This window comes from Flavobacterium sp. H4147 (genome assembly GCF_029360735.1).
Classification (GTDB): domain Bacteria; phylum Bacteroidota; class Bacteroidia; order Flavobacteriales; family Flavobacteriaceae; genus Flavobacterium; species Flavobacterium endoglycinae.
The window spans coordinates 277,253-301,924 of sequence record NZ_JARKNB010000002.1 but is presented as its reverse complement, the minus strand read 5'-3'; the positions used below and the strand labels follow the sequence as shown (position 1 = coordinate 301,924).

Below are 24,672 nucleotides of genomic sequence, written 5' to 3'. Positions count from 1 at the left end.
ATATGCAACTAAAAAGGATATGTTATTCCTGCGATCTGATTGATGATCCAGAACTTATAACTGAATATAAAAAGTATCATCTTGCAGAAAATGTACGCCCTGAAATCACTAAAAGTATTAAAAATGTTGGATTAAGGAGATTTGCTTTTTCAACACAGATGATCTCAACGCATTATTTACACTTGCTTTCGCAAGAAATAAAAAACTATTAAAACAGTATAACTAAGTATTAATTATCAAACAATATGAATAAAATTATAATAACAATTTTCCTTATCCACGTGAGCGTTTTTGCAAATGCTCAATATCAGACAAAACCTAATGAAAAAGGAAAAGACTACTATATAAATCCCATTTTTGCGGGGGACTACGCTGATCCGAGCATTTTGCGTGATGGCGATACGTATTACATGGTCCATTCTTCTTTCGAATATTATCCGGGACTCTTGATCTGGCAGTCGAAGGATCTGATTAACTGGGAGCCTGTTACCCATGCGCTGCACAAGAATATAGGGAATGTCTGGGCTCCCGATCTGGTGAAATATAAGGATAAATTTTATATCTATTTTCCGGCAAATGGTACCAATTATGTGGTCTCCGCAGATTCTATTAACGGTAAATGGAGCGAACCAATCGACTTAAAAACTGGGGGCATTGATCCCGGGCACATTACAGACGAAAACGGAAAAAGGTATTTGTTTTTTAGCAGTGGGAGTTTTATTCCTTTGGCAGACGATGGACTTTCTGTGGCTGGTGAATCCAAGCATACCTACGATGGCTGGAAAATACCGCGCCAATGGTCAATTGAGTGTTTTTGTATGGAAGGGCCAAAATTGGTAAAGAGGGGAGACTACTACTATCTTACCGTTGCTGAAGGCGGAACGGGAGGTCCGGCAACAGGTCATATGGTAATTTCCGCACGTTCAAAATCGCTTTTCGGGCCTTGGGAAAATTCTCCTTATAACCCGATTATCAGAACCACTAAAGAATCTGAAAGATGGAAATCGAAAGGCCATGGCACTTTATTCGAGGATAGTAAAGGAAACTGGTGGATGATATTCCATGCTTATGAAAAGGATTTTTACAATAAAGGCCGCCAGACCCTGCTTTTGCCTGTGGAATGGACAAAAGATGGCTGGTACAAAATACCAGACGGAATAACGGAAGACAAACCCATCAAAAAACCAAACTTACCAGCATCTAAAAGCAGCTTTACGCTAAACGATAGTTTTGAAGGAAAAAGTTTAAAACCGCAATGGGAATTCTTTGGAGGAGCAGACAGCAATAGATTTGAATTAGGTAATAATAGTCTTTCCATTAATGGAAAAGGGGATTATGTGGGCAGCTCTTCCCCATTGCTATGCATTCCGCTGGACCACTCCTATAACGCCGAAGTGGAGTTATTAATAGAAGGAAAAGCAACTGGAGGATTAGTCCTTTTTTACAACAGCGGCGCTTTTTCCGGCATTCTTGCCAATAACGGGAACATACTGGCGAATTTACATGGATGGCAATTTGAAACAGAGAAAAATGTTATCGAAAAACATGTATTTCTTAGGCTTAAAAACGTGAACAATACTGTAGATATGTATTACAGCACAGATGGTGATAAATGGAATAAAATTGAGAACTCACTGGAGGTTTCCGGTATGCATCATAATGTGCTGAGCGGATTTTTAAGTTTAAGAATTGGCCTTACGGCTATGGGAGAAGGTAAGGTAACGTTTAAGAATTTTAAATATCATCCGATAAATTAAAAATAAGACTATGTTAAATGAGGTTTTACCAACATTTGAAAACAATTTAAGAGCTGTAAATTTTATATTGACAGATCCAATATTTTGATTTATAATATTCAAATTTAATATGAAAGATGAAATAAAATATATTAGCTTATTTTTACTTGTTTGTCAGACCGTTTTTGGACAAGCATTTCTTGATAAGCCCCAACAACCCATTCCATTTTTGAATAGGGATGTTGTTATGTCTGAATCCTGGATAAAACAGCGAGAGACCGTTAATACAAAGTATATTTATCAGTTCGATGCCGATAGGCTGCTGCACAATTTTAGAATAAATGCCGGAATTGAATCGAAAGCGAAACCGCTTGAAGGCTGGGAGTCGCCTACTGTGGGATTACGCGGACATTTTGTAGGCCATTATCTGTCGGCTTGCGCTATTTTGATTGAGAAGACAGGTGATACTCTGCTTCAAAAACGTGTGGAATATATGGTTGATGCGCTTGAAAAGTGTCAGCAAAAACTTGGCGGCAGCTATCTGAGCGCATTCCCCGAAAAAGATTTCACGCAATTGGAAACACAATTTAGCGGAGTTTGGGCACCATACTATACTTATCATAAAATAATGCAGGGAATACTTGATGTTTATCAGCATACAGGAAATAAAAAGGCCTATGAAATAGCTGCTAATATGGCCGCTTATGTAAAAGAAAGGATGGATAAACTTTCGCCTGAAACTATTGAAAAAATGCTATACACTCCTCAGGCAAATCCTACAAATGAGGCTGGTGGGATGAATGACGTATTACAGAATTTATTCGAAATTTCCAGAGACTCCACCCATTACAGATTGGCTTGTCTCTTCGACCGCAAATGGTTCAGCCAGCCATTGTATGAAGGGACAGATATTCTATCGGGTTTGCATTCTAATACTCATTTGCCTTTGATAATCGGATTTGCCAAAAGGTATGAAAATACAGGGGACAGCTATTATCGCGATGTTGTTTCCCATTTTTGGGATATGCTGGAACATCATCATACATATGTGAATGGCTCTAGCAGCGGTCCCAGACCTATTGCTACAACTCCAACTGCCCAGACATCTGAACATTGGGGAAAACCTGATTGTTTAAGTACTACTCTTACTGATAAAACATCTGAATCATGCGTTTCACATAATACTCAAAAAATCACAAATGCTTTATTTCGCTGGACTGCCCAACCCAAGTATGCAGATGTGTATATGAATACGCTATATAATTCTGTTTTTGCGCTACAAAATCCCGAAACGGGATGTAATGTTTATTCTTTGCCGCTGGGTTCTCCTAATAAGAAGAGTTTTGCCAGCCCAAATGAGTTTTTTTGCTGCAACGGAACAACTATTGAAGCTTTTGCAAACTTAAATGAGGCTATTTATTTCCATAACAAAAATAACCTTTGGGTCAATCTTTATATTCCTTCGACTGTCAAATGGAAATCTAAAGGAATTACTTTGTCACAATCGTCCAATTTTCCAGATAATCCTGTTGTAAAATTTAACATAACGGCTAATAAAACGACCCCATTTGCATTGAAATTATTTATGCCATCCTGGGCTGACGAACAAACACAAATTTTGGTAAACGGAAAGTCCATTACAGCTAGTGTAATTCCGATGTCTTATTTTATTATTGATAGAAAGTGGAAAAATGGCGATAACATAGAAATACGTTTTAATTATCATTTTAATTTAAAAAAAATGCCCGATAATCCGAATGTAGTTGCATTGTTTTATGGGCCGGTTTTATTAGCATTTCAAGTAAATGAAGAAACAATATTAAAAGGAAATGAGTCAGATATTTTGAAAAACATCTCTAAACAAGAGAATTCTATGTCATTCATCTTAAAAAATAATAGGAAAGAATATGCGCTTATGCCTTTTTACAAGGTAACTAATGAGTCATATGGCGTGTATGCAACTATCCGAAATGAGTATTAGAGATTATTTTGCATTCCTAAATGCAAAGTAGTTTAAAAATTTACATATTAGGGCATAAAAAAAGAGACAACTATTGTCTAGTTGTCTCCTTAAGTGACGGGGACAGGACAAATTTCAACATCATTTTTGGATGATTTGAAGAGATTGGCTTTCTATATGTAATGTCTGTCTTTCATTGGCGTTAAAAAATTGGTTCGGATGTCCTGAGTAGGATTGATGCAGAATTGTAAAAACTCAATTGATCCATCGCATTAAACTGATATATAAATTTACAAAATTTATGCAGGATTTTAAAAGATTGTTTAAGTTAAGGCAGGATTGTCTTTCTTTGGCTGTATGAATTATTTGATTGTTGTTCCACTGGAGCATTTCTATCCTAATTGGTGCTTTTAAATGAGTTTTTCGTAAAAGCAATAAGCCCGAAACAAATCGGGCTTATTGTCTTCAAATTTAATTATAATTCTAAACTTTTGGATGCATCGTAATTAAACTAGTTTTTTGCAAGTTATGCAAGACTTTCTCCTATTCGGAGATTGGTACTGAGAACAACCCTGTTCCAAAGATTGATTGTTATGACGGCCGTTATTATATCTGCTATCTGGCTTTCACTGAAATACTGTAAGGCCTTTGTATAGGTTTCATCCGTTAATCCGTTCTCATGAATTAATGTTATCTCTTCAGTTACCGCGAGCACCACTTTTTCCTCTTCTGTAAAAATGTCCCCAGCTTCTCTCCAAGCACTCAAGAGAAAAATGCGCTGGTTTGACTCGCCGTTTTTAACGGCGTCCTGAGTGTGGATGTTGATGCAGTAGGCACAGCCGTTGATCTGCGAGGCACGTATCTTTATGAGTTCTTTGGCTGTCTTGGATATGGAAATTTTTGAAAGGTAGCTTTCAAGTCCTATCATCGCTTTTAGTGCATCCGGAGCGGCCTGCTTAATGTTAAGTCGTTTTTGCATTGTATTATTCTTTTAAAATTGTTCAATGCAAAATTCAATAATAGGGAAAGGAAAAAACTTAAACTGGTTTAAGAAAGAAGCCTTTTGCGTATTTCGCTCAAGTATTCGGGCGTGAATCCTAGATAGGAAGCGATGAGGTATTGGGGAACACGCTGGATGAATTCGGGGTGGTTTCTGACTGCCTGGAAATAAAACTCTTCCTTAGAGAACGAGAAAAGAAATTTGATGCGTCTCTGTGCGGCTGCATAAGCCCTCTGGTAGACAAAACGGAAATAGCGCTCCATTACCGGAAACTCTTCCAGTAGCTTCTGCTGCTTCTCCAAAGTGATGTAAAGCAATGTTGATTTCTCTACTGCCTGAATATAAAATTCTGTCGCGAGCTGGTTCTCGTAGGCAAAGTTATCGGTAAGCCACCATGTTTCTATGGCAAATTCCGTGGTTTGTTCGGTACCTTTCTCGTTAATATAAAACTTTCGAAGAAGACCCTGAAGGACAAAATAATGGCGGCGGCAGATTTCTCCCTCTTCCAATAGGTTTTGTTTCTTCGCCACTTCTCTGGTGTCGAAGAATTTTATGATCAGCCCGAATTCATCATCGGATACTTGTGCGAACTTGGCGATATGGTTTCTGAATATATCGGACATTGTGTTTGAAAGACTTACGAGTATTTAATATGACTGCCCCCGTCAGGCTTCAGCCAGAGTCTGGAAGCCTTTTCCAGTATTTTTGTTTATTGAATTTAAACTATCAAAATTAGTGATTATATTTGGTTAAAAGCTAATATTTGAATATTTTGTATAGTCGAAGCCAGGGGGCGGCAGATCGGAATTTACTGATTTTTTCTGTCGTTTAAAAAGTTGTGCCACGATTCCAGCATAAAAAGTGAATATAGCTAAACAATAGTAAAAATCCGTATGTTTTTGTAAAACTACAATTCTCTTCCATCTCTGCCAGCAGATTATTGTTAATCAGTCTATCAACTAATAAGAAATTGTTAGAAAATCGTTCCTACATCGATTTGGACCTAAAGTTGGCACGGCTTTATTTTGCTGCGAATTTACTCTTTCAGAAAGTAATGTACCACGATGTGATGCAAAGTTAAACCGGGACGCAATCTGTAATATTTGTCTTAAGGTTGGGTAAAAAAATAGAAAGCCATGGATTCGAACCCCGGCTAAGTGTACCAATCTTTGTTAAGCTCTTAGTTTGCTGGAGCAGGTAAATTAGATGATAGTTATGTAAAGTATTGTTTTTTTGCTGTTTTTGATTATTTTTGAACGTTGTAACGGCAAATGGAAATCCGATTTGAGGGTCTCATTCTAAATCAATTAAGGCATAGGACTTAATCATTAATATACTTAACAATACTTCTAATCGTATGAAAACAGTGCAGATACTGATCGCAGGGATTATGTTCCTGCTTGTCACGCCGTCCCGGGCGCAGAATCTAACGAAACAAGAAACGGTAAACTACATTAATAAAAAGATAACCGAGGCCAGAAACAAAATTCATCCTTTTGTAATCGACGATAAAGTGCAGTTTGCAGCACCGCTTTCATTTTCGGATTCTTGGGCTTATATCTATGAAAATAACCTTGCTTCGGGGTCAAATAACAAGATTGTATATACTGGAAGCTTCGCTACTGATCAATATGGCTGCTATAACAGGCAGTACTATAATTTCACTACCCCCGAATATTATAGCGGTGTTTATTCCAGTGTAGAATTCCTGCCTGCCCATATAAGTGCAGTCGAAATAATCCAAACCCAGCCACATCAGGAAGTGGGGCTCTTAAAACTCAGTTTCATTCCCAATGCACTTAAGCAGTTGGCATACCAATATAAAAAGAGGGTGTACTGTACCTATCCTGGCAACGGGGACGCTTTTTGCGACTGTTGGAATTATGACAGCAGGCTGGTTGGATCCATGTATACATCGACATATTTTGATTATGATACCGTAATTTACATTCCATTTCTTAAACTAGATGGAGATGAGAATAGACTGAAAAAAGCTTTTGAATACCTAAAAGATTTATACTTGGCGGAACAAGAGGATGATCCTTTTGGCAAATAAACATTTCAGGATGAAAAATTACATGTATTGCTTAGCGCTTATTGTTTTCTGTACGATGAAATTGCATGCTCAGACTGTAGGAGTCGGAGAGGTATCAGCCATTGAAAGCAAGGCAGGATCTATAGAAGCGGCAAGATTGCGGATTCTGCAGATAGAGTCCGAGCTGCCTCAGCTAGAGAAACTATGGCAAGACAAGCTGCAAAAGCTACGATCTGAAATCGAGCAAATTTATAAGGATAGGGATAACCTGATAGCAGATATGAAGGCGGGTGCAAGATGCAGCAAATGCAATGAATGGAAATCTGAATTCGAAAAGAAAGGACAAAACTTTGAAAAACATTTAGGGGAAGTAAAAGGATATGCCATTCCAGCGACAACATCTGAATTAGAGACGGCTCGAAAAGGATTCTCAGAGAAAATTGCCATTCTTAAGGTGCAGCTTAAGAATTTGGAAAAAGGCGATAATACTATTCTGAAAAAAAAGGAGCAGATTCAAAAACTTAAAGATGACAATGATAGGCTGTGCCAGGAAATAACGCTCCACAGTAGAAACTATGAAATGATACTGCTAAACGACTCCAAAGCAAAGCACAAAATGTGGTCAGATGAACTTATGGCTTCTGCTGTAAAAACCCTTATATCAGATGACAAGATTACCATTTGCAAAGCTAAAATACCGCGAATTGAGAAGGAATTTCAAAACCTAAGCGAAGAAATTAAGCAGAAATTGAAAAATGACAATGAAAAGTTACTGCAGTCAAAAAATAATAGCATCTCGGCCAATGAGCAGAAAATCAATACTATACAAACTCTGCATGAAAGCAGGCTATTGCAGCTACAGGTCCAGCTGCAGGAATTGGAAGCCCTGAAAAATGGTCTGCAGAAAGAGCTCTCTTCCGACAGCATAGAGGCTAGGCTTGAAATGACTGGAAAGCAGCTCGTTGTAATTAGAGACAGTATTACCGAGATAGAAAAACAGACAAGGGACAGCATAGCATTACTTGAAGCAGAAAATAAAAAATTGAATGCAGAGATATGGGCTCTTAAGACCGGTCTGCCAAACGAACAGCAAAAGGCCCTTCTGCCTTTAAAGGAAAAGCGGGATGCAAAGAAAAAAGAAACTGAACTCTTGCATGCTGCGGCCATATCTGAGCTGGCAGAGAATAAAAAATCCTTTGCAGAGAAGACAGCGCAGTGCCAGAAGAATAACGACGTCTACATTACAGAGATATCTATGGAATGCACCCGCATGTACGCAGCAGGACAGAAAGTCGGATGCCCGGTCTACAATAGTATAAAAGGAACAGTGGTGTCAAACTGGAACGAAACTGCTACCTGCGTGAAGGCAGTCGCATCCTTAGCAAAGCCATACTCAACAAATGTTTTTAATGCTTACTGCAAAGGACAAGACTCATACATGTCTAGTTATAAGAGCTTTTTAGCCTCACTTAGCTCAGAAGATAAACTGGCGGTCAAAGAGGCAAGTAATGCTGACTGGTTTGAATTAATGATGCGCTAGATAATCCTGCTTCCAAGGGTAGAGTTGGATTTTAATATACTCAAACCTAATTATTGCAAATATTGATTTTACTTAGATTTTCTCTTTTGAGAATTCATTGTGCCACGATTCTGCCACAAAACTTATTAAGAAAGAATAATAATAATCGCCTTAACTTTTTGTGGTACTTTTGGAGGAAACTCACGACAGAACTTGCCTTAGATTTTGTGGTCAAAAGTTGTCAATTTCAAAAATAATGTCACGATTTTATACTAATCGTGGCAAAATATTTCATCGAACTTGTTTTAAGAACGACTTATAATTCGTTTTGTGTAATTCATGTAATTAATCTCTGCATGCGCTAAGAAGTTTGCAATTAATACTTTTTTATTTAACGCGACATAAAAAGCTTATGCAGGTGCACTAATGTTTGGTAATAAGTTTACTCTGATCTCTAAATTCGCTTGGTGTAAATCCCATTTTACGCTTAAAAGTTCTATTGAAGTTTGAAATATTATTAAAACCACTGTCATAACAGATTTCTTTAATAGATTGTTCTGACTCGAATAATAATCTGGCAGCAAGGCCAAGTCTCAGATCGGTTACATAATCTGAGAAAGAGCTATTGGTGCACTTTTTAAAATAATGACTAAAGGCCGATTCCGACATATTGACCAAATCGGCCACTTCTTTTAATTGAATTTTATTTTGAAGATTGTCTTTAATAAAATCATTTACCTTTTCTATTCGCTGACTTTCAGAAAAACTGTAATAATCTACATAAGAATGAGAGGCAAGACTTTTGGTGTTTTTGGCAATCGCTAAATCATGCAGAATAGATAAGAAATCCAGCAGCGAATTAAAATCCTGTGAATCTGATAGCTGCAGGATTTTTGGTTTCAGTGCTTCGATTGTTTCTTTAGAAAAAGCAATTCCTCTTTTAGATCTTTCTAATAATTCCCTGATCGGGATAGCCAGTTTTCTGTTTAAGGTTTTTTCCGAAAACAAATCTTCGTGAAACTGTATCGTAACTACATGAGCATCATTGTTGTCCTTTATTCCCGTCCATAAATGCGGTGTATTAGGGCCAATTAATGCCAGATCACAATCGGTATATTCTACAACTGAGTCTCCAATAATTCTTTTTCCTGATGAATTTAAAACCAGGTTTAATTCTATCTCAGGATGAAAGTGCAGTGGGAAATCAAATTTAGCCTGCATATGATTTAATACGATAAAGAAGTCATCGTCTGAAATAGGTACTAATTCTCTTAGAATATTGCGTTTTTCGTTCATAATAGTATCATTATGTTTCATTTGCTGAATAATAAACTTGGTCAAAAATAAATAATATTTTTCTGTTATATGCAATTTTATCTATAAAATAAAATCATTTGTTCATGTAAAGAATAGGTTTGTTGTTGAAAGTATTATTTTTTATTCATTAAAGTATTACTATTTGATGGTATTTACAAAACCGTTACGAAAACGAAGTAGTTAATTTGCATTGAAACTATTAACTAATCTTTAACCAATCAAACAATGAAAAAAAAATGGACAAAAAGTTTACTTTTCTGTATGCTGCTTGTTAGCACATTTGCTGCTTACAGTCAGAATATAATTAAGGGTACTGTGGCAGACGAAACCGGTCTGACAATACCTGGAGTAAATATTACAGTAGAAGGCTCTAATAAAAATGCTTCTACAGATTTTGATGGAAAATTTGAAATCAATGGTCCTGCAAACGCAGTATTAACTTTCTCTTTTATGGGATATGATACCCAAAAGATTTCTGTAGCAGGCAAAACTAATTTGAATGTTGTTTTAAAAGCAGCTTCACAGAACTTAAAAGAAGTAGTCGTAATTGGATACGGCTCTGTAAAAAAAGCAGATCTTACCGGTTCTGTAAGTACCATTAAAACCAAAGTACTTGAAGATATTCCTTCCAATTCAGTAGAACAGGTTTTACAAGGACGTGTCGCAGGTCTTCAGGTAACGACTTCACAGGATCCGGGTTCAACATCGACAGTTAGAATCAGAGGAGGAAGTTCTCTTAGAGGCTCAAATGCACCGCTTGTGGTATTAGATGGTTTTCCGCTTGGAGATGCCGGTGATTTAAAACAGGTAAACGTTGCTGATATCGAAAAAGTCGATGTCTTAAAAGATGCTTCAGCTTCTGCCATATATGGTTCCAGAGGAGCAAACGGAGTTATCATTATTACAACTAAATCAGCTAAAAAAGGAAAAACACAGATTTTAGTACAGCAGCAGTCAAGCGTTTCTGCATTTAATTCAAAATTGAATTTATGGAGAGATCCTGTTTTAATGGCGCAGTTAAGCAATGAAGGCCGAATTAACGGCGGACAGACACCGCTTTATATTGGTGCTAATAATTCGAATGGCGTTTATTATCCTTCAATTCAGGAATTACAGTCGGGATCATGGCCTTATTTTACCAAATGGGATGATGTGACTTTCAGGGATATGCCTTTGGGAAACAATACTATTGTGAGCGTAAACAGTGGAACAGATAAAACCAGTTTCAACTTAAGTGGAAATTATTACAGCGAGCAGGGTGTTTTTGTAAAAGACGGTTACAGCAAAGGCGGTTACAATCTTCGAATCAAACATGATGTTTTTGACAATTTTACTGTAAGATTCTCTAATATCGTAAGCAAAGGAAAAAGAGATGCAAACGGAGGTCTGGCGTATTGGAGAAACCCTATTTTCCCTATTTATGATGCCAATGGTGATTATTATATGATTGGCCAGAACGATTATACACATCCTGTTGCGATTACGAATCTTCGTCAGAATGAAACTAAAACTATTGATGTAATTAGTTCCGCTTCTTTAGAATGGCAGATTATCCCTTCTTTAAAATTGACATCAAGGTTAAATTACAAATACGGATCATCGGTTAACGACCAATATTATCCAAGTAAATATACAGAAACCGGAGATTTTAATAACGGTGCGGGATATATCAACAATTGGGAAGGACAGAATTTTGTTTCGGAGACTTTTGCCAATTACAACAAAACTTTCGGAAAACATGATTTAGGTGTTACAGGAGGTTATACGTACGAAAGTTATGTGTCCAGAAGTTCAGGATTGGGTGCATTTGATTTTGTGAATGAAACGCTTGGAAACGAAAATATGGGTGCCGGAAATCCGGAAAGAAATACGGTTTCTAACGGAAAAGTACAGACCAAACTAGTATCCGGAATTTTCAGATTGAATTATGGTTACAATGATAAATACCTCGCTACAGTTACCGCTCGTGCCGATGGTTCTTCCAAATTTGGTAAAAACAATCAGTGGGCTTATTTCCCTTCGGGAGCTTTAAGCTGGAAAGCACATAATGAAGAGTTTATTAAGAATTTAAAGTTTTTTGACGAACTGAAATTTCGTGCCAGTTATGGTATTTCCGGAAATCAGGGAATCAATCCGTATCAGACTTTAAGCCGTTATGGAGTGAGCCAATATTACGATAACGGAAGCTGGGTTTCAGCAATCGGGCCTGGATATGTGGTAGGCACAACCGGACAAGACGGAATCGAAAAACTTTGGGGCGGAATTCCAAATCCGGATTTAAAATGGGAAACAACCGCTCAAAGTGATTTTGGAGTTGATATGTCTATTTTGAAAAACCGCCTTCATATTGTTTTTGACTACTATAATAAAAGAACCAAAGATCTTTTAAGAGAAAGAATCCTGACGCCTTCATCCGGTTATGACAGAATCTGGGTAAACGATGGAGAATTGACAAACAAAGGATTTGAACTTTCGCTTGACGGAGAAATTTTCAAAAATCAGGATTGGACCATTAGTGCTCAGGCGGTTTATTCTAAAAACAAAAATGAAATCGTAAGCCTTGGATCTGTAGAACAGTCCGGTTTAAATGTCGATCCAAATACCGGAATGCAATATGAATATTCCGGAAACAGTTTAGAGCAGTTCAGACAATTCCCGAATTTATTGGCGATTGGTCAGCCGGTAAATGTTTTCTACGGATATAAAACAAACGGAATAGTTCAGAATTTACAGGAAGGAATCAATGCAGGTTTAGACGGACAATTGGCGCAGGCAGGAGAGTTTAAATATGTAGATATTAATGGAGATGGTGTGGTTGATACCAAAGACCAAACTATAATTGGAAACCCAAATCCTGATTTTATGGCGAGTTTAAACTTAAGCGTAAAATACAAACAGCTTGATTTCAGTGTGTTTTTGAATGGAGTTTTCGGACAGGATGTTTTGGATACGCAGGCTTTCAATCAGCCAAGCAATCAGCCTTTGCGATGGACTTTGGATAATCCAACAAATGATTACCCAAGTTTAAGAGACGGTAGAACTGTAAAATTCTCTGACTGGTGGGTTAAAGACGGATCTTTTGTGAGAATCCAGAATGTGACTTTGGGTTATACTTTAAAACCTTCAAAAAGTGCTTTTCAAAGTGTGAGATTGTATCTGAATGCAAGCAATTTATACACGTTTACCAAATTTGACGGTTACGATCCTGAAGTAGGAACAGACGGAATTTACTGGGGCGGTCACCCTAGACTGAGCAGATGGACTTTAGGATTAGACTTAACTTTTTAAAACAGTATCAAAATGAAATCAAGATATAAAATACTAACAATGGCTCTTATTATGAGCGCCTTTGCTTGTGACTTAAACGAAGAACCTTACGGATTTTACTCGGAAGAAAACTTCTATAAAACTGCTTCTGATGCCGAATCAGCTGTAGATTATGCTTACGATGCTTTGACTTTCTTAGAATATTCAAGAGCGATATTTTATGTAGGCGATCTTCCAACAGAAGAATGCGGACCAAAAGGCGATGAAACGGCCGATAACCAAAATTTAGATAAATGGCAGGTAAGCACTTTTAATACCAACCGAATGCTGGGGAATTATTTCAAATACGCTTATATCGCTATTAACAGAGCAAATGCCGTAATAAAAAATGTTCCGGACGGGAAATTTGATCAGGAGTTAAAAGATAAATTTCTTGGTGAAGCGTATTTTTTAAGAGCATGGAATTATTTCAATCTCGTTAAAAACTTCGGACGTGTTCCTATGCATACTTCTGTGGTAGAAACCGTAAGTCAGACCGCTGCCCCAATGGCAAAAAACTTAGATGAAGTTTATGATTTTATTATTGCCGATTCCGAAAAAGCAATTGAATTATTAAAAATAAACCAAGCTTTAGGCCGTGCAGATAAAGTGGCAGCGCAGGCTTTATTGGCTAAAGTCTATCTGTATATCGCTTCTTCAAAAGAACATAATGTACCGCAATATGCAGAAATGACTAAAGATGTTGCAACGATGTATCAGCAGGCAGCAAAATACTCCAATGATGTGATTACAGGACAAAGTGTTTACGGTTTCGAAAATAATCTGTTAACAATTTATGATGTTGAAAAACCTTTAGGAAAAGAAAATATCTTTTTGCTTTCAATGGACAGAACAGGGGCAACAGAAGGAGATTATTCTAAAATTTCAAAATTGTTTATTCCGTATATCGACGGAGCGACAATTTATTTGAAAAACCCTGACAATACCTATTCAAAATCACATGATGGCTGGAGTGTTTTCCAGACTTTAACTGGTTTTTACAACAGTTTTGATAATGCTGATAAAAGAAAAACAGACTTATTTGTAACCACTACTTATGATGCTTCAGGTGTAGTTTCTGCGCAATATCCTGGGAAAATTGTATATCCGTTTACACGAAAATACATTGACCCAAACTTCATCGGAGATAAAACGAGTACGAAACCATTTTTAATTCGCTACAGCGAAGTGGCTTTAACTTACGCCGAAGCAGTTGGCCCAACGACACAAGGTTATGCTTTAGTCAATCAAATTAGAAACAGGGCTGGTTTAGGTAATCTGGCTCCGGGTTTAAGTCTGGAGAATTTCAGATTAGCAGTTTGGAATGAACGTGCCTTAGAGCTGGCTTTTGAAGGAAACCGTTTGTATGATTTGCGTCGTTTCAACAGAGTTGCTCAGGTTGTTCCTGAAGCTGCCGGAATTACGGCAGAACAGGCAGCGTTTTATCCGATACCACAGACAGAAATAGATTTAAACACAGGTTTATAATTCTTAAAAATACAATTATGAAAAAAATACTATACGTCTTGTTTGCTTCTATTGCTTTGATGCAGACAAGCTGTCAAAAAGATCCTTTGGAAGATATCGAAGAAGGAAACTGGAACAATGAACGTAATGTTCTGGAAATCAAATTTGAAAATCAGGTAGGTAATGCTCAAATTGTTCGCGTAGACGACCAAACCGGAACAATCAACTTAGCGATTAATGTAGATGCCGTTCCTAATTTGAGCAACATTGTAGTTAAAGAAATTGTATTGTCTTATGGTGCAAAATCATCTGTAAAAGAAGGTGAAGCACTAAATTTCGAAAATACGCAGAACAGCGCAGAACTGACAGTAACTTCTCCAACAGGAAAATCAAGAAAATATACGGTTACGGCAAGTTCGTTTAGAGAATCTCTTGTTGGAACTTATGATATTGACAATTTAATTGTGTACGGAGGAACAGGCCCGGAATATGGTGGAGGAGCGGTTTTAGCCATGACCGATAAACCTTGGATTTGGTCTGCAACAGAAGGGCCGGACAAAGAATTAGACAATCAGCTGATTTTTGAAATGGATGGAATTACTGAAGATGGAAATACGTACGGAACTGTAACCAACACAGCTGGTGCCGACGGTAAATATGCGGACTTTGTATTCGTTGGAACGCCTGTAACTGATGTTAAAAAATTCTACAGACAAATTCCCGCAGGAAAAGGAAAATGGCTGAGAAATTATGCGACGGGAACGATCACTTTCACTTTTGCTGACGGAACGACCAAAGTGGGAACTTTTGAGAATGCAGGAACGGAAAATCTTGGAAACGGAAGGACCAAAACCATTGCGCACAATGCTTTTGCCTTCAACTTAAACGGTACTGACGATTGGGATAAAATTTATACGGATTACGACAAATTCGTTAAAAAGCCAAGACGTTTTTGGATTGACGTAACCAAAAAATAATAAAGTATAAATGTCATAAAACCTTTTTATGAGACAAATAGTTTTTAAAATTATAGTATCATTTTGGTTAGTGACAACAGTAATCAGTTGCTCGGCTTTGCCCGATGCAACTGTTGCTGTTGATAACACAACCATTATAAACCACAATTATATTGGCAATGGCGTCCAGTGGGATCCGTACCAGTTAGATTATGGTGAAAAACAATTGAAAATTTCTTCGGAAGACCGGCAGAAACTCTATTCCCGTCTTGACTTTATGAAACCCCAATTCATAAGAGTCATGATCAATACCACGTCGGTGATTGAAAACGGCGTGCTAAACGAGACAAAAAATTACGAAAACATTGCCCCAATTTTGGAATACTGCCAGTCCCGAAATGTCAAAGTAGTTTTAGGAGACTGGGGAGACAGAATGGTCAACAGTAAAACCAATTCAATTTCTGAAACCAATTTAAAATTCGCGGCAAAATATCTTGATTTTCTGGCAAATCAAAAAGGATTTTCATGCATTCATTATTATAATATGATTAATGAGCCAAATGGTTTTTGGTCTTCTACAAATGAAAACTATGAGCTTTGGAAAAATGCCGCAAGTTATTTTTGGTCAGAATTAAAAGCCTTAAATCTGGATAAAAAAGTTTCGTTGTTAGGACCGGATATCGCCATTTGGAAAGCCGATAAATTGGATTGGATTTCCAACTCGGTTCGAGATCTGGATCATGCCATTGGCGTTTACGATATTCATACGTATCCGTCAAAAATCACGGTTAATTCCGGCGAATATACTTCTATTTTAAAAGCGTATAAAGATGCTGTTCCAGCAGGAAAACCAATTGTAATGGGCGAAATCGGATTCAAGTTTGTCGAAAAACAAGATGAAGCTTTATTGAATGAAAATATCGCAAGGGCAAAAGCAAAACCGTATGCTTCTGTCGAAGATTCTCAAATGTTTGTTTATGATTATGTCTATGGTTCAGACATGGCCGATGCTTTAATCCAAACCGTCAACGCAGGTTATTCGGGTTCCGTTGCCTGGATGCTGGATGATGCCATGCACGCCAAAGAACAAAAAAACAAACTCAAAGTCTGGGGATTCTGGAACATTCTTGGAGATGAATATTTTGGAAAAGAAGAAGAGAAAGTCCGCCCTTGGTTTTATTCCTGGTCTTTATTGACAAAATATATGCCTTCGGAATCTCAAATTCATAAAGTTTCGGTTGATGGAAATCCAAACTTAAAAGCAATTTCGGTTTCAAAAGACGGAAAAAATATGATTGCGATTGTCAATGTTTCTTCAAAAGATTTAAAAGTAAACCTCACTTCAAAAGACATACCTGCTTTACATCAGGTGAAAAAGTTTGTGTATGCCAAAGACAAATTAAAACTCGAAGGCGATCATATTCTGCTTCCAAATGAAACCAATCTCACTTTGGATTTAAGCCAAAAAGCAACGGAAACAATTCCTGCAGAAGGACTTTTGGTTTTAACCAATTTCGATTATTAACCTAAAAAAGAAAACAATGAAATCATTATATACAATTCTGATTGCCGCGAGTTTGTCATTCGTAGGATGTTCTTCGGATGATAAAAACGATTCAGGCGGAAGCGAACCTGAAGTTCCAACTTCGGTAGAATTAAAACTCAGTGATCCAAATGCTACAGCCGAGACCAAAGCCTTATATTCCAATTTATGGCGAATTCAGGAAAAGGGAACCATGTTTGGTCACCACGACGATTTATTATACGGAAGAAACTGGATGACACAAGCCGGACGTTCAGATATTAAAGAGGTCTGCGGCGATTATCCAGCGGTTTTCAGCGTTGATTTTGCTGAAATTATGGATGACAGAAGTACAACATCAACTTTAAATAATGACAGAGCAAGAGTAATAAAAGAAGCCAGAGAAAGAGGCGAAGTGATTACAGCTTGTTGTCATTTAAACAATCCTTTAACGGGTGGCGACAGTTGGGATAATTCTAAAAATACCGTTGCAAAAGAAATCTTAACCGAAGGAAGTGCAACTAATATCAAGTTCAATTCCTGGTTGGATAAATTGGCTGTTTTTGCCAATAATTTAAAAGACAAGAATGGAAAAGTAATTCCGATTGTTTTTCGTCCGTTTCACGAACATACACAAACCTGGTCTTGGTGGGGTTCGGGCGCAACAACGCAGGAAGAATTTATTAGTCTATGGAAATATACGATTGATTATCTGAAAAATAAAAAGCAGGTTCACAGTTTTATTTATGCCATTTCTCCACAATTGGATTCGCAGGGAACTGCAGATAGTTTTTTGTTCAGATGGCCTGGCGACAATTATGTGGACTTTATTGGCTGGGACAGTTATCACGGAACTAATACAACCGCTTTCAGTACCAATCTTAGAAATCTGGCGACGCTTTCGCAGCAAAAACTAAAACCCTGCGGCGTAACTGAAACAGGAGTAGAAGGCATTGTGAAAAACGGTGCGCCTTATGATACGTATTGGACAAATGAAATTTCGGTTCCGCTTACAGGAAAAAAAGTTAGTATGGTCGTAATGTGGCGCAACAAATATGATCCGTTGCATGAAGGAACGCATTTTTATGCACCTTTTGAAGGACATAGTTCTGCGGCAAATTTCAAACTGCTTTATGCAAGTCCGAATATGATCTTCAGTAAAAAACTGCCTGATATGTACACAATGGCGGCCAACACAACAGTAAAATAAAAACCAAAACACAATAATAAAAATGAAATTAAGTAAGTGCACCCAAAATCCAGTTTTAAGTCCAAACCCAAACAATTATTGGGAAAACCTAGTGGTATGTAATCCGGGCGTATGGTATGAAAACGGAACTTTTTATATGCTTTACAGAGCGGCAGGAGATGATGAAGATCATTTAATCCGAGTTGGTTTGGCGACGAGTACAGATGGTATTAATTTTAAAAGAGAATCAGACGAACCCGTTTTTGGACCGAGCAGCAACGGACCAGATATGGGCGGAGTGGAAGACCCGAGAATCATCAAATTTGGAAATGAATATTATGTAACCTATGCTTACAGACCTTATCCTCCTGGACGTTACTGGACATTCCCGCACGATGTCATCAATCTTCCTGAAACTGGACCAGACGCACCGGCAGTTTACAAACACAATATTGCAAATTCCGGATTGGCTGTAACCAATGATTTTAAGAGTTTTAGAAGATTAGGCCGAATCACGACTTCCAACTTAGACGATCGTGATGTGATTTTATTCCCGGAAAAAATCAACGGAAAATATGCGATGCTGCACCGTCCAAAACAATGGATTGGCGCAGAATATGGCTGTGATTATCCTGCAATATGGATTCGTTACTCAGATGATTTAATGGTTTGGGAAGAAAAAAGTACACTTTTGTTAAGCGGAAGAAATGGAACCTGGGAAGAAAAAATTGGAGGAAGCACACCTCCTTTGCGAACTGATGATGGCTGGTTATTAATTTACCACGGAGTAGAAAACGGTGGAAACGGTTATTACAGAGTTGGCGTGGCTTTATTGGATTTGGAAGATCCAACGAAAGTAACCGCACGTTTGGAAGACTGGATTATGGAACCGGAACACGACTACGAAATTGAAGGTTTTTACAAAGGCTGTGTTTTTCCTACAGGAAACATGATTGTCGATAATATTTTATATGTTTATTACGGCGCAGCCGATAAATATGTTGGTTTAGCAACCTGCAACATGAATGACTTACTAAAAACCTTAAAAGATTCCCAAAATGAAAATTCAAAATAGCATTGCGCTTTGCTGCGTATTACTTGGTTTTTCCGCACAAAGCCAAAATTCGATTCCTATTGTTTCTATTAATCCAGATGAAGTGATTTCAAATGAATTTATCGGAAGCGGAATTGAATTTTCGGCCTATCCGCATGCTGATACCAAAGATTCAGAATGGGGAAAATTAATGACAGACGAAAAATGGCAGTTGGTTTTTGATCGTGTTTCATTCATCAAACCTAAAATTGCCAGAGTAATGGATCAGGCTAACTGGAGATATTTAAAAGGTTTTGATAAATCTGGAAATCCAATAATTGATTTTGAAAGCGATCAAATGAAAGCATTATACAAACTTTTGGATTACTGCGAAAAAAATAAAATCGCTGTGATTTTAGGAGAATGGGGACAACCGTATAAAGTACATGATACCCATTTAAATCTGCAAAATAGTTTTACAGGTGCCAATGATCCGAAATGGATTGATTTGATTGTGAAAAACCTAAACCATTTAATCAAAGTAAAAAAATACAGCTGTATCAAATATTATAATTTGGTAAACGAACCAAACGGAGACTGGGCAACCACTGACGGCGATTTTGACCAATGGAAAGAAGGAATTGTATTGCTTCATAAAGCCATTAAAAAAGAAGGATTGGACAAACATATTTCGATTATTGGGCCAGATGCGACTTCTTTTAATAACCGAAAATCAAAATACAAAGGTTTAGACTGGGCCAGACAAACGGCTTTACAGATTCCTGATTTGCTTGAAGCTTATGATGTTCACGATTATCCTTCAAAAGAAAGTATTCGTTCGGGAGAATTTCAAAAGACATTCAGCGAGTTGGTTCGTTTTACGGATTCGGTTCATAAAAAGCCTTTTATTTTAGGGGAATTAGGTCTTAAAGGAGATCCTTCTTCAAAAGAGCATTTGGGCGATAAATTTACAAGTGTAGACAGTCAGCTTTCGGTTTACGATTATGATTACGGAGTCGATATGGCTGATGCTTTAATTCAATCTATAAATAGCGGTTTCGATGCTGTAATTGCCTGGGATTTGGATGACGCCATGCACACCAAAGATGATAAAGGAAATAAATATCAATTGAAACGCTGGGGAATGTTCAACAGTTTAGGAAAAGAACTGACAGATAATAAAGCTGATGAAGATTTGCGTCCGTGGTTTTATACATGGTCGATTATGACACGTTATTTTACGGGTGATATGAAAATCGTAAAAATGGATAATTTGAATGTCGATAAGGTTCGTACGCTGACAGGAATAACAAAATCGGGAGATATTACCATTGCAATTGTCAACAACAGCGATAAAGAAACCATTTTTAAAATTGATACTAAAAAGCTTAAAGCAAAATCAGTATTGAATAAATATTTGTACAGCGAAAATAAACGCCCAGTTGATGCCAGAGGATTTCCAGTTCCGTCGGAAAAAATCAATGTAAAAGCTAATACAATTCAAGTTTCAATTCCTGCAAAAAGCGTAATTCTTTATACTTCATACCAGCCTTAATCATGATAAATTTAAATATAATTGACTTAGTGGTCTTAGTGTTATACATCATCTTTATTGTTTGGTGGGGATTAAAAAACAGCAAATCAAGCGATTCTGATGCTTATTTTCTGGCTGGACGAGATTTAAAATGGCCAATGGTGGGTTTGTCGCTTTTTGCTGCCAGTATTTCGAGCTCGACCTTAATGGGAAATTCGGGAGAAGGATTTATTAACGGAATTGCCGTTTTCAATTACAACTGGATTTCGATTTTGGTAATGGTTTTCTTCGCTATCTTTTTTCTGCCGTTTTATATCAAATCAGGGATTTTTACCATGCCTGAGTTTTTAGAACGACGATTCGATGTAAGATCACGTACTTACTTTTCGTTCATTACCATTGTAGGGAATATCTTTTTAGATGCGGCCGCAACTTTGTACGCAGGAGCTTTAATTATAAATATGATTTTTCCCGGTGCCGATATGATGCTGATAATTATCGGAATGGCAATTGTGGCAGGAAGTTATACGATTATCGGCGGACTTTCATCTGTAATTAATACCGAAGTAATTCAGGCTTTTATTCTGATAATCGGATCTACTTTATTAGCCTTTTTTGCAATGCACAGTATTGGCGGTTGGGATGCTTTTTACACGCAGTTTCAGGATGGAGTCTGGTTAAAACTGACAAGACCTATGAATGATCCTACAGTTCCTTGGCTGGGAATGTGGGTTGGAATCCCGATTCTGGGATTTTATTTCTGGGGAAATAATCAGGTTATGGTGCAAAGGGTTTTATCTGCAAAATCAATAGATCACGGTCGAAAAGGTGTTTTATTGGTTGGTTTTCTGTATTTGTTTACCCTTTTCATCTTCATTTTTCCAGGTGTAATTGCAAGAGGAATTAATTTGTTTGGAGTTGAAAATCTGCCTCATGAAATCATCAGCGGAAGCGAATTAAAATCAAAATACGGTATCAATACCGATCAGGTTTATCCGAGATTGATTAATAAAGTGCTTCCAGTTGGTTTAATTGGAATTATATTATCAGCCATGATTTCAGCTTTGACTTCCGCTTTAAGCGCAACTTTAAATTCGGTTTCCACTTTATTTACAATGGATTTTTACAGCAAGTTTGATAAAAATGCAGCAAGTGAAAAGAAAGTAAAAGTGGGTAAAATCACGGCAGTTGTAACTTTGATAATTGCTATTTTATGGGCGCCTTATATTGGCAAATTCGATTCACTTATTGCCTATTACCAAGAGATACTATCTTATTTAGCGCCTCCAGTTGTCGGGACTTTTTTCATGGGATTATTCTGGAAACGTTCCAATGCCATTGGAGCTTTCAGCGGATTAATGTCGGGACTTTTTATAGCCGTGATTATTATGCTTGCTAAATATATTTTAGGTTTTGAAATTGGTCTTCATTTTTTATTGTTAGCGCCAATTATTTTAGTTTTGAGTCTTTTGGTAAATTTTACAGTAAGTTTATCTACAGCACCACCGCCAGAAGAAAAAGTAAAAGAAAACACTTGGACAAAAGCCATTTGGATTGAAGAAACCGTGGCTTTAAAAAATGTAGTTTGGTATAAAAACTTCCGTATTCAGGCACTTTTATTAATCTTAGCCTGCTTTGGCATGTATGCAGTGTTTTTCTAAATGGAAAACAGTTTTTAAACACATAGAAACATAGTTGAAAAGACTAAAAAAGGCGTTTCACTTACATCAAAACACATAGCTAAGGGTCTATGTGTTAGAAACTAGTTTCTTTCTTCCATCTTTTTGATAAAGAAAAATCTATGTTTCTATGTGTTAAAAAAATATTCTGTTGCGCAAATCAATAAAAATATGTAAATGAAAAAGTTACACTATATAGTATTTCTATTAATCTTTTTTGGATATAATATAAATGCCCAGAATTCCGATGCCCAAATCGAAAAAAAGATTGATATTCTTTTAAAGAAAATGACTTTAAAAGAAAAAATCGGTCAGATGAACCAGTTGTCTGCTGATGATATGGAAACCAATTTTAAAGTAATTCAGCAAGGAATGGCGGGTTCGGTTTTGAGTATTACCAATCCTGAAATTGCCAACAAGGCACAGAAAATTGCAGTAGAACAAACTCGATTAGGAATTCCTTTGATTTTTGGCCGAGATGTGATTCATGGCTTCAAAACGATATTTCCAATTCCGTTAGGACAAGCGGCAAGTTTTAATCCCGATTTAGTAGAAAAAGCAGCTCGTGTTGCGGCAATAGAAGCTTCTGAAACCGGAATTCGCTGGACATTTGCGCCAATGATCGATATCGCCCGTGATCCTCGCTGGGGAAGAATTGCCGAAAGCTGTGGTGAAGATCCGTATTTAACCTCAGTAATGGGAGTGGCAATGATTAAGGGATTTCAAGGAAAAGATTTATCTGATCCAAGTTCGATTGCGGCTTGCGCCAAACATTTTGCAGGATACGGTGCGGCAGAAGGCGGACGTGATTACAATACTACTGCAATTACAGAGCGACAATTTAGGAATGTCTATTTAGTTCCGTTTGAAGAAGCGGTAAAAAAAGCAAATTTAGCAACCATCATGACCGCTTTTAATGCCAATGACGGAATCCCTTCTTCGGGAAATGAATTTTTACTAAAACAGATTCTTCGTAAAGAATGGAATTTTAAAGGTTTTGTAGTTTCTGACTGGGCTTCGATTACCGAAATGGTTGATCATGGGTTTTGCACTGACAACAAAGAAGCAGCAGAAAAAGCGATCAATGCCGGAGTTGATATGGAAATGGTCAGCGGGACTTATGTTGCTTATATCGAAACTTTATTACAGGAAAAGAAAATTTCGATTGAAACCATTAATGAAGAAATACGTAATATTTTAAGAGTAAAATTCAAGCTGGGACTTTTTGAAAATCCGTATGTAAAAGGAAATACAAAAGACGTTTTTTATAAAGAAGAACATTTGAACCTGGCAGAAAAACTAGCAGAAGAATCTATCGTATTATTAAAAAATGAAGCTCAGATTTTACCGTTCAATAAATCAAAGACAATAGCTGTTTTTGGCCCGCTGGCCGATGCACCGCACGAACAATTGGGAACCTGGGTTTTTGATGGAGAAAAAAATCATACGATAACGCCGCTGAAAGCTTTAAAGGAAAAATACGGAAAAGACAGCAACATTATTTATGAACCTGTTTTAAAATATTCAAGAGATAAAGATTCGACCAATTTTGATAAAGCCCGTAAAATAGCCCAAGAAGCAGATGTTGTTTTATTATTTTTAGGAGAAGAATCAATACTTTCCGGTGAAGCGCATAGTCTTTCAGATTTGAATTTACAAGGCATTCAGTCCCAACTTTTATCGGCTTTAGTCAAAACAAAAACACCTTTAATAACCATTGTAATGGCAGGAAGACCTTTAACAATTGAGAAAGAAGTGAAGCTGTCGAATGCTGTTTTATACGCCTGGCATCCAGGAACTATGGGAGGTTCGGCTATTGCCAATATTTTGTTTGGAAAAGCGAATCCTTCGGCAAAATTACCTGTGACTTTCCCGAAAAATGTCGGACAAATTCCGATGTATTATAATCATTTAAATACAGGCCGTCCTGCAAATGGAAGCGAATTGAATTTGACTAATATTCCTGTTGAAGCTTCGCAGACTTCTCTCGGAAACAAATCCTATTATCTGGATAGTGGAACTCAACCGCTATTTCCTTTTGGTTTCGGATTATCTTATTCGAGTTTTGATTATGGAAAATTAAAACTTTCTAAAACTGTTTTGAAGAAAGAGGAAGTGTTAGAAATTTCATTCACATTAAAAAATACAGCACAATATGAAGGAACTGAAATCGCCCAGTTATATATAAGAGATATTACGGCTTCGATTGCACTTCCTGTAAAAGAGCTTAAAAGTTTTCAAAGAATTACTTTAAAACCGAATGAAGAAAAGCAGGTTACATTCAAACTTCCAATAACTGACTTAGCGTTCTGCGGAATCGACATGAAGAAAAAAGTAGAAGCTGGAAAATTTGATTTATGGATAGGATCAAATAGTGAAAAAGGTGAAAAAGTATCATTTGAAGTTCAATAATAAAGAA

17 protein-coding genes are annotated in these 24,672 nt (G+C 37.1%); 14 read left to right on the top strand and 3 right to left on the bottom strand.

Annotation, left to right across the window (positions count from 1 at the left end):
• Positions 1-2 precede the first annotated feature (2 nt).
• The 3 genes from P2W75_RS09185 to P2W75_RS09175 all read left to right on the top strand — a co-directional run bounded on the left by P2W75_RS09185 (position 3) and on the right by P2W75_RS09175 (position 3,717).
• The gene (locus P2W75_RS09185) at positions 3-212 is read left to right on the top strand and encodes an L-rhamnose mutarotase (protein WP_276380124.1); all 210 of its coding nucleotides are present in this window, start codon (positions 3-5) and stop codon (positions 210-212) included.
• Positions 213-245: 33 nt separating this feature from the next.
• On the top strand, positions 246-1,757 hold the full coding sequence (locus P2W75_RS09180; protein WP_276380123.1) for a family 43 glycosylhydrolase: 1,512 nt from the start codon (positions 246-248) through the stop codon (positions 1,755-1,757).
• A gap of 109 nt (positions 1,758-1,866) precedes the next feature.
• Positions 1,867-3,717, top strand: coding sequence for a beta-L-arabinofuranosidase domain-containing protein (locus tag P2W75_RS09175; protein ID WP_276380122.1), 1,851 nt, complete (start codon positions 1,867-1,869; stop codon positions 3,715-3,717).
• A 505-nt stretch (positions 3,718-4,222) separates the two neighbouring features.
• Here P2W75_RS09175 and P2W75_RS09170 read toward each other — a convergent pair.
• On the bottom strand, positions 4,223-4,675 hold the full coding sequence (locus P2W75_RS09170) for a carboxymuconolactone decarboxylase family protein (RefSeq protein WP_276380121.1): 453 nt from the start codon (positions 4,673-4,675) through the stop codon (positions 4,223-4,225).
• 68 nt (positions 4,676-4,743) lie between these two features.
• Positions 4,744-5,319 (bottom strand): Crp/Fnr family transcriptional regulator, encoded by a 576-nt coding sequence (locus tag P2W75_RS09165; protein ID WP_276380120.1) that lies wholly within the window; start codon positions 5,317-5,319, stop codon positions 4,744-4,746.
• A gap of 734 nt (positions 5,320-6,053) precedes the next feature.
• On the opposite strand from P2W75_RS09165, the gene P2W75_RS09160 reads away from it, so the two are divergent.
• Both P2W75_RS09160 and P2W75_RS09155 read left to right on the top strand, forming a co-directional pair.
• A complete protein-coding gene (locus tag P2W75_RS09160; RefSeq protein WP_276380119.1) occupies positions 6,054-6,752 on the top strand; it encodes a hypothetical protein in 699 nt (232 codons plus the stop codon).
• A gap of 10 nt (positions 6,753-6,762) precedes the next feature.
• Positions 6,763-8,271 (top strand): hypothetical protein, encoded by a 1,509-nt coding sequence (locus P2W75_RS09155; RefSeq protein ID WP_276380118.1) that lies wholly within the window; start codon positions 6,763-6,765, stop codon positions 8,269-8,271.
• A gap of 402 nt (positions 8,272-8,673) precedes the next feature.
• Here P2W75_RS09155 and P2W75_RS09150 read toward each other — a convergent pair whose 3' ends face one another.
• Positions 8,674-9,567: an AraC family transcriptional regulator gene (locus P2W75_RS09150; protein WP_276380117.1), complete on the bottom strand. Its 894-nt coding sequence runs from the start codon at positions 9,565-9,567 to the stop codon at positions 8,674-8,676.
• A 225-nt stretch (positions 9,568-9,792) separates the two neighbouring features.
• Here P2W75_RS09150 and P2W75_RS09145 point away from each other — a divergent pair, with 225 nt between their 5' ends.
• From P2W75_RS09145 to bglX, 9 genes are all read left to right on the top strand, one after another.
• On the top strand, positions 9,793-12,855 hold the full coding sequence (locus P2W75_RS09145) for a TonB-dependent receptor (protein WP_276380116.1): 3,063 nt from the start codon (positions 9,793-9,795) through the stop codon (positions 12,853-12,855).
• A gap of 12 nt (positions 12,856-12,867) precedes the next feature.
• Positions 12,868-14,361 carry a RagB/SusD family nutrient uptake outer membrane protein gene (locus P2W75_RS09140; RefSeq protein ID WP_276380115.1) on the top strand — a complete coding sequence of 498 codons (1,494 nt, stop codon included), beginning with the start codon at positions 12,868-12,870 and terminating at the stop codon, positions 14,359-14,361.
• 17 nt (positions 14,362-14,378) lie between these two features.
• Entirely contained in the window at positions 14,379-15,317 is a 939-nt protein-coding gene (locus P2W75_RS09135; protein ID WP_276380114.1) for a hypothetical protein, read from the top strand.
• Positions 15,318-15,345: 28 nt separating this feature from the next.
• Positions 15,346-16,821 (top strand): cellulase family glycosylhydrolase, encoded by a 1,476-nt coding sequence (locus P2W75_RS09130; RefSeq protein ID WP_276380113.1) that lies wholly within the window; start codon positions 15,346-15,348, stop codon positions 16,819-16,821.
• Between the two features lie 16 nt (positions 16,822-16,837).
• Complete coding sequence (locus P2W75_RS09125) at positions 16,838-18,028, top strand: glycoside hydrolase family 26 protein (RefSeq protein ID WP_276380112.1); 1,191 nt, start codon at positions 16,838-16,840, stop codon at positions 18,026-18,028.
• 22 nt (positions 18,029-18,050) lie between these two features.
• Positions 18,051-19,082, top strand: coding sequence for a glycosidase (locus tag P2W75_RS09120; protein WP_276380111.1), 1,032 nt, complete (start codon positions 18,051-18,053; stop codon positions 19,080-19,082).
• Positions 19,066-20,595 (top strand): hypothetical protein, encoded by a 1,530-nt coding sequence (locus P2W75_RS09115; protein ID WP_276380110.1) that lies wholly within the window; start codon positions 19,066-19,068, stop codon positions 20,593-20,595. The genes P2W75_RS09120 and P2W75_RS09115 overlap by 17 nt, the downstream gene beginning before the upstream one ends.
• Before the next feature lie 2 nt (positions 20,596-20,597).
• Positions 20,598-22,235 carry a sodium:solute symporter gene (locus P2W75_RS09110; RefSeq protein WP_276380109.1) on the top strand — a complete coding sequence of 546 codons (1,638 nt, stop codon included), beginning with the start codon at positions 20,598-20,600 and terminating at the stop codon, positions 22,233-22,235.
• A gap of 195 nt (positions 22,236-22,430) precedes the next feature.
• Positions 22,431-24,665 carry a beta-glucosidase BglX gene (gene bglX / locus P2W75_RS09105; RefSeq protein ID WP_276380108.1) on the top strand — a complete coding sequence of 745 codons (2,235 nt, stop codon included), beginning with the start codon at positions 22,431-22,433 and terminating at the stop codon, positions 24,663-24,665.
• Positions 24,666-24,672 lie beyond the last annotated feature (7 nt).

Coding starts and splice junctions, on each gene's coding strand:
- P2W75_RS09185 (WP_276380124.1), top strand. CDS start 3: ATGCAACTAAAAAGGATATGTTATTCCTGCGATCTGATTGATGATCCA.
- P2W75_RS09180 (WP_276380123.1), top strand. CDS start 246: ATGAATAAAATTATAATAACAATTTTCCTTATCCACGTGAGCGTTTTT.
- P2W75_RS09175 (WP_276380122.1), top strand. CDS start 1,867: ATGAAAGATGAAATAAAATATATTAGCTTATTTTTACTTGTTTGTCAG.
- P2W75_RS09170 (WP_276380121.1), bottom strand. CDS start 4,675: ATGCAAAAACGACTTAACATTAAGCAGGCCGCTCCGGATGCACTAAAA.
- P2W75_RS09165 (WP_276380120.1), bottom strand. CDS start 5,319: ATGTCCGATATATTCAGAAACCATATCGCCAAGTTCGCACAAGTATCC.
- P2W75_RS09160 (WP_276380119.1), top strand. CDS start 6,054: ATGAAAACAGTGCAGATACTGATCGCAGGGATTATGTTCCTGCTTGTC.
- P2W75_RS09155 (WP_276380118.1), top strand. CDS start 6,763: ATGAAAAATTACATGTATTGCTTAGCGCTTATTGTTTTCTGTACGATG.
- P2W75_RS09150 (WP_276380117.1), bottom strand. CDS start 9,567: ATGAAACATAATGATACTATTATGAACGAAAAACGCAATATTCTAAGA.
- P2W75_RS09145 (WP_276380116.1), top strand. CDS start 9,793: ATGAAAAAAAAATGGACAAAAAGTTTACTTTTCTGTATGCTGCTTGTT.
- P2W75_RS09140 (WP_276380115.1), top strand. CDS start 12,868: ATGAAATCAAGATATAAAATACTAACAATGGCTCTTATTATGAGCGCC.
- P2W75_RS09135 (WP_276380114.1), top strand. CDS start 14,379: ATGAAAAAAATACTATACGTCTTGTTTGCTTCTATTGCTTTGATGCAG.
- P2W75_RS09130 (WP_276380113.1), top strand. CDS start 15,346: ATGAGACAAATAGTTTTTAAAATTATAGTATCATTTTGGTTAGTGACA.
- P2W75_RS09125 (WP_276380112.1), top strand. CDS start 16,838: ATGAAATCATTATATACAATTCTGATTGCCGCGAGTTTGTCATTCGTA.
- P2W75_RS09120 (WP_276380111.1), top strand. CDS start 18,051: ATGAAATTAAGTAAGTGCACCCAAAATCCAGTTTTAAGTCCAAACCCA.
- P2W75_RS09115 (WP_276380110.1), top strand. CDS start 19,066: ATGAAAATTCAAAATAGCATTGCGCTTTGCTGCGTATTACTTGGTTTT.
- P2W75_RS09110 (WP_276380109.1), top strand. CDS start 20,598: ATGATAAATTTAAATATAATTGACTTAGTGGTCTTAGTGTTATACATC.
- bglX (WP_276380108.1), top strand. CDS start 22,431: ATGAAAAAGTTACACTATATAGTATTTCTATTAATCTTTTTTGGATAT.